At 66.2% G+C, this 10,815-nt stretch carries 8 protein-coding genes; 6 read left to right on the forward strand and 2 right to left on the reverse strand.

Going from position 1 to position 10,815, the window contains the following annotated elements; translation table 11 throughout:
• Positions 1-55 precede the first annotated feature (55 nt).
• Genes OCUBac02_RS21145 through OCUBac02_RS21155 form a run of 3 tightly spaced genes read left to right on the forward strand, consistent with a single transcriptional unit; the run spans position 56 to position 3,792 of the window.
• Positions 56-1,015 (forward strand): ABC transporter permease, encoded by a 960-nt coding sequence (locus OCUBac02_RS21145; RefSeq protein WP_047580763.1) that lies wholly within the window; start codon positions 56-58, stop codon positions 1,013-1,015.
• Positions 981-1,922 (forward strand): ABC transporter permease, encoded by a 942-nt coding sequence (locus OCUBac02_RS21150; protein WP_047580762.1) that lies wholly within the window; start codon positions 981-983, stop codon positions 1,920-1,922. The genes OCUBac02_RS21145 and OCUBac02_RS21150 overlap by 35 nt, the downstream gene beginning before the upstream one ends.
• A gap of 19 nt (positions 1,923-1,941) precedes the next feature.
• Complete coding sequence (locus OCUBac02_RS21155; RefSeq protein ID WP_173048432.1) at positions 1,942-3,792, forward strand: ABC transporter ATP-binding protein; 1,851 nt, start codon at positions 1,942-1,944, stop codon at positions 3,790-3,792.
• Positions 3,793-4,006: 214 nt separating this feature from the next.
• Here the strand turns inward: OCUBac02_RS21155 and OCUBac02_RS21160 are convergent, their stop codons facing one another.
• A complete protein-coding gene (locus OCUBac02_RS21160) occupies positions 4,007-4,765 on the reverse strand; it encodes an SDR family oxidoreductase (RefSeq protein ID WP_047580761.1) in 759 nt (252 codons plus the stop codon).
• Positions 4,766-5,065: 300 nt separating this feature from the next.
• On the opposite strand from OCUBac02_RS21160, the gene OCUBac02_RS21165 reads away from it, so the two are divergent.
• A complete protein-coding gene (locus tag OCUBac02_RS21165; RefSeq protein ID WP_173048434.1) occupies positions 5,066-6,148 on the forward strand; it encodes a YeiH family protein in 1,083 nt (360 codons plus the stop codon).
• 18 nt (positions 6,149-6,166) lie between these two features.
• Here OCUBac02_RS21165 and OCUBac02_RS21170 read toward each other — a convergent pair whose 3' ends face one another.
• The gene (locus OCUBac02_RS21170; protein WP_173048436.1) at positions 6,167-8,206 is read right to left on the reverse strand and encodes an NAD(+) synthase; all 2,040 of its coding nucleotides are present in this window, start codon (positions 8,204-8,206) and stop codon (positions 6,167-6,169) included.
• Between the two features lie 267 nt (positions 8,207-8,473).
• On the opposite strand from OCUBac02_RS21170, the gene OCUBac02_RS21175 reads away from it, so the two are divergent.
• On the forward strand, positions 8,474-9,838 hold the full coding sequence (locus OCUBac02_RS21175) for a nucleotide sugar dehydrogenase (RefSeq protein WP_173048438.1): 1,365 nt from the start codon (positions 8,474-8,476) through the stop codon (positions 9,836-9,838).
• 36 nt (positions 9,839-9,874) lie between these two features.
• The gene (locus OCUBac02_RS21180; RefSeq protein ID WP_173048440.1) at positions 9,875-10,813 is read left to right on the forward strand and encodes a Gfo/Idh/MocA family oxidoreductase; all 939 of its coding nucleotides are present in this window, start codon (positions 9,875-9,877) and stop codon (positions 10,811-10,813) included.
• The last annotated feature ends 2 nt before the right edge of the window (positions 10,814-10,815 follow it).

Raw genomic sequence — 10,815 nt, forward strand, 5'->3', positions numbered from 1 at the left:
GCCGGCCGTCATCAACACTGCTTCGCGGCCCCGCCGTGCGTACAGAGACCTTTTTATGGCGACATATCTCATCAGGCGGCTGCTCATCGCCATCCCCAGCCTGCTCGGGATCAGCGTGATCCTGTTCACGATCCTGGCGCTGGCGCCGGGCGATCCGTTCTCGGAAATGGCGACGAATCCGAACGTCCCGCCTGAAGTCCGCGAGGCGCTGCGCGCCAGCTTCGGCCTCAACGATCCGGTCATGGTGCGCTATCTGCGCTGGCTGTCGAATATGGCGCAGGGTGACTGGGGCTTCTCATTCGCCAGCCGCATCAATGTCGACGACCTGATCCTGCAGCGCCTGCCGACGACGCTGTTCGTGGTCGGCTCCTCGCAGATCCTGGCGCTGTGCATCGCACTCCCGGTCGGCATCTACGCGGCGACGCGCCCCTATTCGGTCTTCGACCAGATCGCCAACACGCTGGCCTTCATCGGCTTCTCCCTGCCGACCTTCTTCACCGGCCTGCTCTTCATCCTGGTGTTCTCGGTCACGCTGGACTGGTTCCCCTTCGTCTACCGCTCCGACATCGCCGCGACTGGCTGGCGCTGGTACTGGGAGATGTTCCGCCAGGCGATCATGCCGATCACTGTGCTCGGCCTGTTCCAGGCCGCCTCCTACACGCGCTATGTCCGTTCGGCCGTGCTCGACGTCATCCGGCTCGACTATGTCACCACGGCACGCGCCAAGGGCCTGAGCGAGCGCCGGGTCACGCTCCGGCACATCACGCGCAACGCGCTGATCCCGGTCGTGACGCTTGTCGCCCTGCAGATGCCCGCCGTGTTCGGCGGCGCCCTCGTCACCGAGCAGATCTTTCGCGTGCCGGGCATCGGCTCGCTGCTCATCGACGCGATCCTCGCCAACGACACGCCGGTCATCATGGCCGTGACCTTCGTGTTCTCCTGCCTGGTCGTCTTCTTCAACCTCATCGCGGATATTCTTTATGGCTGGCTCGACCCTCGCATCTCCTTCAGCTGATCCGGCTGCGGGCGCTGCCGCGAGCCCGGCCTCGGTCTCCCCGGGGCGGGAGACCTGGCGCCGCTTCCGCCGCCACCGCCTGGCCATGGCGAGCACCGTGGTGCTCGGCCTGCTGATCCTCGGCGTCATCGTCGGCCCCTGGCTGTGGCCGGTAGCGATCAACGAGATCGACTTCTCGGCGCAGCTCCAGGGTCCCTCCTGGGCGCATCCGCTCGGGACCGACGATCTCGGCCAGGACCTCCTCGCGCGCATGATGTATGGCGGGCGCATCTCGCTCGCGGTCGGCCTGGCGGCGATGGTGGTGGCGACGATCGTCGGCGTGCTCATCGGCGCGCTGGCCGGCATGTCGCGCAAATATGCCGACCCGTTCCTGATGTGGGTAACGGACCTGTTCCTGTCCCTGCCGCAGCTCCCGCTGCTGCTCCTGATCATCTACCTGTTCCGCGAGCAACTGAAGGCCGTGTTCGGCGTCGAGGGCGGCGTCTTCGTGCTGATCGTCATCGTCATCGGCGGCCTGCGCTGGATGCCGGTGGCGCGCCTTGTGCGCGCGCAGTTCCTCTCGCTGCGCGAGAAGGAATTCGTCGAGGCGGCCCGGGCACAGGGCGCGACCAAGATGCGCCAGATGTTCCGGCACATCCTGCCGAACGCTCTGGGGCCCGTCATCGTCGCCTCGACGATCGAGGTGTCCTCGGCGATCATCGCCGAATCGACGCTCTCCTTCCTCGGCCTCGGCTTCCCGCCGGACATCCCGACCTGGGGACGCCTGCTGTTCGACGCCAAGGACCAGCTCGACACCGCTCCGCACTGGGCCCTGTTCCCAGGCGCCGCGATCTTCCTTACCGTGCTCTCGATCAACTTCATCGGCGACGGCCTGCGCGATGCGCTCGATCCGCGTCGCGTCATCTGATCCCAGGGAAGGGCTAGATATGACCTCACCGATCCTGACCGTATCGAATCTCACCACCTCCTTCCGGGTGGAAGGCCAGTGGAAGTCGGTCGTCCGCAACATCTCCTTCGACATCAAGCCGAAGGAGACGCTCGCGGTCGTCGGCGAGTCCGGCTCCGGCAAGAGCGTGACCGCGCTGTCGATCATGCGCCTGACCCCGCCGCAATCGAGCAAGATCGAGGGCTCGATCAAGCTCAACGACAAGGAGCTGCTGACGCTGCCGGATGCGGAGATGCGCCATATCCGCGGCAACGAGATCGCGATGATCTTCCAGGAGCCGATGACCTCGCTGAACCCGGTGCTGACCATCGGTTTCCAGATCGCGGAAGCGCTGATCCTGCATCGCGGCCTGTCGCGCTCGGAGGCCGAGGCCGAGACCATCCGCCTGCTGGAGAAGGTCCGCATCCCCGCGGCGAAGTCGCGCTTCCACGAGTATCCGCACCGCTTCTCGGGCGGCATGCGTCAGCGCGTGATGATCGCGATGGCGCTGGCCTGCAAGCCGAAGCTGCTGATCGCCGACGAGCCGACCACCGCGCTCGACGTGACGATCCAGGCGCAGACGCTGGAGCTGATCAAGACGCTGCAGGAGGAAGAGGGCATGTCCGTCCTCTTCATCACCCACGACATGGGCGTCGTCGCCGAAATCGCCGACCGCACGGTCGTGATGTACAACGGTGACGAGGTCGAGACCGGCGCGACCGAGGACATCTTCGCCAACCCGAAGAAGCCCTATACGAAGGCGCTGATTTCGGCCGTGCCGAAGCTCGGCTCGATGATCGGCAAGGCGCGCCCGATGCGCTTTCCGGTCGTCGACCGCAATACCGGCGAGTCCGACGTGCCGGTCGAGGTGCCCGATACCGTCAAGGCGGCCGAGCGCCCGGTCCTCGAGGTCGCGGGCCTGACCACGCGCTTCGAGATCCGCGGCGGCCTGCTCTCCGCGGTCAAGGGCCGGGTGCACGCGGTCGAGAACGTCTCGTTCAGCCTGATGGCCGGCGAGACGCTGGCGCTGGTCGGCGAATCCGGCTGCGGCAAGTCGACGACCGGCCGCTCGGTGATGCGCCTGATCGAGCCGCTCGCGGGTTCGGTCCTGCTCGACGGCGTCGACGTGCTGAAGCTCAACCAGACCGACCTGCGCGAGCAGCGCAAGCGCATGCAGATGATCTTCCAGGATCCGTTCGCCTCGCTGAACCCGCGCATGAACGTGGGCACCGCCGTCGCCGAGCCGCTGCTGATCAACCACCTCGCCAGCCGCTCGGAAGCACGCGACAAGGTCGCCGATCTGCTCCAGCGCGTCGGCCTGCAGCCGGATATGGCGAACCGCTTCCCGCACGAGTTCTCGGGCGGCCAGCGCCAGCGCATCTGCATCGCGCGCGCGCTCGCGGTCGAGCCGCGCCTGATCGTGGCCGACGAGGCGGTCTCGGCGCTCGACGTCTCGGTGAAGGCGCAGGTGGTCAACCTGATGCTCGACCTGCAGGCGCGCATGGGCCTGGGCTATCTCTTCATCTCGCACGACATGGCGGTGGTGGAGCGCGTCAGCCATCGCGTCGCGGTGATGTATCTCGGCGAAATCGTCGAGATCGGCCCGCGCGAGGCGATCTTCCAGAACCCGCAGCACCCCTATACCAAGCGCCTGCTTGCGGCGGTCCCGATCGCCGATCCGGCGCGTCGCCTGCAGAAGCGCCCGGTCTCGAACGACGAGATCAAGAGCCCCGTCCGCCCGCCCGACTATGTGCCGCCGGTACGCCAGTATCGCGAGGTCTCGCCGGGCCATGCCGTAATGATCTGGGGCGAGGAATGGGAGAAGAAGGACCCGGCCGCCATCGCGGCCTGAGCCTGCCCTCCTCGAAACGATCAGCCCGCGGCGCCAGCCGCGGGCTTTTTTGTTGCGGAGCGCCATACCGGCCCTGGAGCCGGAAGCCGAAACCGTCGCGACGGCCCCGTCCCCAATGGCTTCCCGCCGCCCTGACGACCGGCCGAGAGGCCGCTCCCTCCGGAAACGCCGAAGACGTCATCGATCTTCTGCCAAGGGGCTGCGAGTCGGATCGTCAGAGCAATCGAACCGACATGCCGCCATCGACGATCATCGGGCTTCCCGTCATGAAACTTGATCGGTCCGACAGGAGGAAAAGCGCCGCCTGAGCGATCTCTTGCGCGCTCGCCATGCGTTTCATCGGATGAAGGTTCGCGACGAAGCTCATCACATCGGGATTTCCCTCGCCTCCCGCGGGGGTGATCGTGCCTCCCGGCATCAGCGCGGTCACGCGGATGCCTTCCGAGGCATGGTCCGATGCCAATGACTGCGCCAGCCCGTTCATGCCGGCCTTGGATGCCGCATAGGCCCCCATGCCCGGCAACCCGCCGTTGCTGAAGCCCACGAAGGACGAGGTGAACACGATCGAGCCGCCGCCGCGCTTCCTGATAGCGGGGATCTGTGCCTTCGCCGCCAGGAAGGCGGAGGTGAGATTGACGGATATCACATCGTCCCAGATTGCCTTCGCCATGTCGGGTACCGGCAACATCTCCCCCACGATGCCCGCGTTGTTGAACGCGCCGTCGAGACCTCCGAACTCCCGGACCGCCAGGTCGACCAGCGCCTCGGCGTAGCCCGCGTCCCGGACGTCACCCGCCAGGACAACCGCCCTGCCGTTAGCAGCCTGGATTCGAGCCGCCAGCGCCCCGAGCTCGGCGGACCGGCGGGCGCCCAGCACCACATTGGCCCCTTCCTTCGCGAACAGTTCCGCCCCCGCCGCGCCGATCCCGCTGCTGGCGCCCGTCACGACGACCGTCTTCCCTTCCAGTTCCACGGCACTTCTCCTCCAAAGACATGAGCCGCCCTTAGAGTTGAACCAGGCCCGGGCTGACACCCGTTTCCTGCCTCGCCAGGCAGAGGCCTGTCCGAGTTTCGACGGCATGACCGCCCTGAGCTTTGGAAGCCGATCGCCCCATGTCCTCGACCGGCCGGCCCGGATGCCGAAGCACCGACCGTGTATCCGGCGCAACGCCTCCACCGTTCGACCACACCGAACAGAGCGATCGAAACAATACGATAGACAGTTTATTCCTTCTCCGACTAGGTCAGCGGAGAAGAAGGTTCTCCTACGATCATGCACGCCCCCGCCCCCTCGCCTGCACCGACCAATTCCCTGTTGCAGAACGCAGGACGCATCCTGCCAGGCCTCGGCCTCTGTGCAGGCATCAGCGCCGTCGCCTTCGTGCTGGAACATATCGAAGCCCTCGCAACCGGTCGCGCCTGGCTGGAGGCGCTGGTGCTGGCGATCCTGATCGGCACGGCCATCCGCTCGATCTGGACGCCCTCCGAAATCTGGCGGCCTGGCATCGCCTTCTCCGCGAAGATGGTGCTGGAGATCGCCATCGTGCTGCTCGGAGCCTCCTTGAACGTGGCGATGATCATGGCCGCCGGACCGGCGCTGCTGATCGGAATCGCGGTGGTGGTGGCGCTGGCGCTCGTCGTCAGTTTCCTGCTGGGCCGTGCCCTGGGTTTGCCGAAGCGCATGGCGGTTCTGGTCGCCTGCGGCAATTCCATCTGCGGCAATTCGGCCATCGCCGCCGTCGCGCCGGTGATCGGCGCCGACGGCAAGGATGTCGCCGCCTCGATCGCCTTCACCGCAGTGCTGGGCGTTCTGGTGGTGCTCGGACTGCCCCTGCTCGTCCCGCTCCTGCACATGAGCGAGACGCAATACGGCGTCCTGGCAGGGCTGACGGTCTATGCCGTCCCGCAGGTGCTGGCCGCGACCGCTCCCGTTGCGGCCGCCAGCGTCCAGATCGGCACCCTCGTCAAGCTGGTGCGCGTGCTGATGCTCGGCCCCGTCGTGCTGACGCTCTCGATCCTGGGACACCGGTTACGGGACGACCGGGAAGCCGGCACCGGCGGCGCCAGCCCGGCTTCGCGACGCCTGGCCGTCAACAAGCTCGTGCCCTGGTTCATCATCGCCTTCCTCGGCATGGCGGCGCTGCGCAGCCACGGCCTCATCCCGGAGATGGCGCTCGCCCCCCTCGCCAAGACAGCGAGCGTGCTCACCATCATTTCGATGGCGGCGCTGGGGCTCGGGGTCGATGTCCGGGTCGTCGCCCGTGCCGGCGGGCGGGTCACCGCCGCTGTGACGCTATCCCTGATCGCCCTGACGGCCGTCAGCCTCGGCCTGATCCGCCTGCTCGGCATCGCCTGAGCGGCGTTCTGCCGCTGCTCAATCCGGAATCCGCTCCCAGTCCTTGAGCCAGGGCGCAGCCGAGGCGTCGCTGGGCGCGCGCCAGTCGCCGCGCGGCGAGAGCGAGCCGCCGGACGAGACCTTCGGACCATTCGGCACGGCCGAGCGCTTGAACTGGCTGGTCTCGAAGAAGCGCCGGATGAAGACGCCGAGCCAGCGCTTGATCGCCGGCAGATCATAGGCGACGCGCTTTCCCGCCTCCATGTTGGGCGGCCAGTCTCCGGCGCCGGCATCGCGCCAGGCGTGCTCGGAGAGGAAGGCGATCTTGCTGGGCCTGAAGCCGTAGCGCGTCGTGTAGAACAGGTTGAAATCCTGCAGCGCATAGGGGCCGACGAAATCCTCGGTCTTCTGCGCCGGCTTGTCGCCATCGCCCGGCACCAGCTCCGGCGATATCTCGGTTGCGAGGATGTCGAGCATGACATCCGATGCCTCGGCGCCGAAGCGGCCGGATTGCGCAACCCAGCGGATCAGGTGCTGGATCAGCGTCTTCGGCACCGAGCCGTTGACGTTGTAATGCGACATGTGATCGCCGACGCCGTAGGTGCACCAGCCGAGCGCCAGTTCCGAGAGGTCGCCGGTGCCCATCACCAGCGCATTGTGCCGGTTGGCGAGACGGAAGAGCACGGAGGTGCGCGCGCCGGCCTGCACATTCTCGAAGGTGATATCGTAGACGGGCTCGCCCTTGGCGAAGGGATGGCCGATATCGACCAGCATCTGCCGGCAGGCCGGCGTCATGTCGATCTCCTCGGCGCTGACGCCGAGCGCGCGCATCAGGCGCCAGGCATTGTCCTTGGTGTCCTTGCTCGTGGCGAAGGCCGGCAGCGTATAGGCGAGGATGTTTTCGCGGGGCAGGCCGAGCGCATCGAATGTATGGGCCGCGACGATCAGGGCCTGCGTCGAGTCGAGGCCGCCCGAGACCCCGATCACCACCTTGTCGAGCCATGTGCTCTCCAGCCGCTTGCGCAGGCCGTGCGACTGGATGTTGTAGGCCTCGAAGCAGAGCTCGTTCAGCCTGGCGTCGTCATTCGGCACGAAGGGGAAACGATCGACCTCGCGGACGAGACCGAGATCGCTGTCGCGATCGGGCTCCAGCGCGAATTCGATACGGCGGAAGCCGAGCCGGTCACGGTTGAGGTCGGCGCTGTCGCCGAAGGTGTTCTGGCGGATGCGGTCCATCGCCAACCGTTCGAGATCGATATCGGCGCGGATGAGCTGCGGCTCGGCGGCGAAACGCTCGGCCTCGGCCAGCAGGGCACCGTTCTCGTAGATCATCGCCTGCCCGTCCCAGGCGAGGTCGGTGGTCGATTCACCGGTGCCGGCGGCGGAATAGGCATAGGCCGCGATGCAGCGGCCGGAATGCGCCTTGCAGAGCGCGTGGCGCCAGTCCGACTTGCCGATGGTGACGTTGGAAGCCGAGAGATTGAGCAGGAGCGTCGCGCCGGCGAGCGCCGCATAGGACGAAGGCGGGATCGGCGTCCAGACGTCCTCGCAGATTTCCATATGGACCACGAGATCCGGGATATCGCTCGCCGCCAGCAGGATATCTGTGCCGAAGGGCACCTCCTGCCCGCAGAGATCGATATAGAGGGCGCTGGCCCGCTCGCCCGAGGCGAACTGGCGGCGCTCATAGAATTCGCGGTAGTTCGGCAGGTAGGTCTTGGGCACGGCGGCGAGAACACGACCGCGATGGATCGCAACGGCGCAGTTGAACAGCCGCCCCTCGACGCGCAGGGGCGCACCGACCACCGCGACGCAGCGCAGGTTGCGGCTTTCGTCGACGAGCCGGGCCAGCGCGTCGTCCACGGCATCGAGCAGAGCGTTTTGCTGGAGCAGATCGTCGATGGCGTAGGCGCTGATGCCGAGTTCGGGGAACAGGCAGAGCGAGGCGGAGCCCTCCTCCGCACGCCGCAGCATCGCAATGGTCTCGGCCATGTTGAAAATCGGGTCGGCCACCTTCAACCGCGGCGCGGCACAGGCGATCCGGACGAGACCGTGGGCATGGATATTGCGGAAACTCATCGAAACCCCGTCAGCACAGGTCTGGCAAACCTGCCGCTCCGTTTATCGCGCATCGGGCAGCGACACAGCAAGCCGGCTCGCCCGCTCCGGCGCAGAGACGACCGACGTAAGGTGCCGCCCCGTCAACCCGCCGGAATTCTGCCTAAAACTTGACCAATGGACACTCAAACCTAGGCGGCTCAGGTTGACATCGTTCTAACCGAACGGCAAAGCCTCCGTTGAATCTTGATTTCGCGCCATGTGCGCCCTTCCAGCGGAAAGCCGCTCATGTCAGCTTCGGCGTCTCCTCGCCCCGTCACCGGCTCCGGCCTTTCCGATCAGCTCGCACGCATCGCAGCCAAGACCTATCGGATCGGCATCATCGGTCTCGGCTATGTCGGTATCCCGCTGGCGCTGACGGCCTGCAAGGCGGGCTTCCAGGTCGTCGGGTTCGACATCGATGCCAAGCGCGTCGCCCAGATCAACCGCGGCGAGAGCTTCATCAAGCATATCCCCACCGAGGCGATCGCCGCCGCGATCAGGGAAGACCGCTTCCGCGCCACGACCGATTTCGACGAGCTGCGCGACGTCGACGCGATCATCATCGCCGTGCCGACGCCGCTGACCAAGCATCGCGAGCCGGACCTGAGCTATGTCGAGGCGACGGCCAAGGCGATCGCACCGCGCCTGCGCAAGGGTCATCTGGTCGTGCTTGAATCGACGACATGGCCCGGCACGACGGACGAGATCATGCGCCCGATCTTCGAGAAGACCGGCCTCAAGAGCGGCGTCGATTTCCACCTCGCCTTCTCGCCCGAGCGCGAGGACCCCGGCAACCCGGATTTCGGCACCTCGACCATCCCGAAGGTGGTCGGCGGCGACGGCGCGGATGCGCTGGAGCTGGCCAACGCGGTCTATGGCGCGCTCGTGGTCAAGACCGTGCCTGTCTCCTCCTCGGCCACGGCAGAGGCGGTCAAGCTGACCGAGAACATCTTCCGCGCCGTCAACATCGCGCTCGTGAACGAGCTCAAGGTGATCTACGGCAAGATGGGCATCGATGTCTGGGAGGTGATCGATGCCGCCAAGACCAAGCCCTTCGGCTTCATGCCGTTCTATCCGGGCCCTGGCCTCGGCGGGCACTGCATCCCGATCGACCCGTTCTACCTGACGTGGAAGGCACGCGAGTTCGACGTCACCACCCGCTTCATTGAGCTCGCCGGCCAGATCAACACGGCCATGCCGCATTGGGTGGTCGACCGCGTCGCCGAGGCGCTCGACCGCCAGCAGGGCCGCGGGCTCAACAGGGCGAAGATCCTGGTGATGGGCATCGCCTACAAGAAGAACATCGACGACATGCGCGAGAGCCCCTCGCTGCGCCTGATCGAGCTGCTCGAGGAGCGCGGCGCCACGGCCGATTATCACGACCCGCACGTCGCCGTGATCCCGCCGACCCGCGAGCATGCCAATCTGACCGGCCGCGTCTCGGCCACACTTTCGCCCGAGACGATCAAGGGCTATGACGCCGTGCTGATCGCGACAGACCATGACGCGGTCGACTACAAGGCGCTCGTCGCTGCGGCCCGCCTCGTCGTCGACACGCGCAATGCCTGCGCTAAGGCCGGCCTGACCGGCGACAATATCGTCAAGGCCTGAGCCGGGACGCCCCAGGGAAACGCCAGAGAACACATTATGACGTCATTCGCGCTGATCGGTGCCGCCGGCTATATCGCGCCGCGCCACATGAAGGCCATCAAGGCCGTGGGCGGCGACCTCAAGGTCGCGTTCGACCCCAACGATTCCGTGGGCATCATCGACAGCCATTTCCCGCAGGCGCATTTCTTCACCGAATTCGAGCGCTTCGACAGGCATGTCGACAAGCTGCGCCGCCGCGACGAGCGCATCGACTATGTCGCCATCTGCTCGCCGAACTACCTGCACGACGCCCATATCCGCTTCGGCCTGCGCGCCGGCAGCGACGTGATCTGCGAGAAGCCGCTCGTCCTCAACCCCTGGAACATCGACGGGCTGATCGAGATCGAGCGCGACTCCGGCCGCAAGGTCAATACCATCCTGCAATTGCGGCTGCACCCGGCGATCCAGGCGCTGAAGCAGCGCATCGCGACCTCCAACGAGCGCCATTCCGTCGACCTGACCTACATCACCTCGCGCGGGCGCTGGTATCACGCCTCCTGGAAGGGCGACGACGCCAAGTCCGGCGGTGTCGCCACCAATATCGGCGTGCATTTCTTCGACATGCTCGCCTATGTCTTCGGCCCGCTCAAGTCGCAGACCGCGAACCTGCGCGAGGGCGAACGCGCCGGCGGCCTGCTCTCCTATGAGAAGGCCGATGTGCGCTGGTTCCTCTCGGTTGATTCCAACGACCTGCCGGACAGCGTGAAGGGCCAGAAGACGACCTACCGCTCGATCACCATGGACGGCGAGGAGGTCGAGTTCTCCGAGGGTTTCACCGACCTGCACACCCGCAGCTACGAGGAGATCCTCGCCGGCAAGGGCTACGGCCTCGAGGATGTCCGTTTCTCGATCGAGGTCGTCTCGCAGTTCCGCAATTCGTCGGTGGTCACCGGCGGCGAGACGCATCCCTTCGTCGCCAAGTATCTCAAGGGCTGAAA

This window comes from Bosea sp. ANAM02 (genome assembly GCF_011764485.1).
Lineage (GTDB): Bacteria > Pseudomonadota > Alphaproteobacteria > Rhizobiales > Beijerinckiaceae > Allobosea.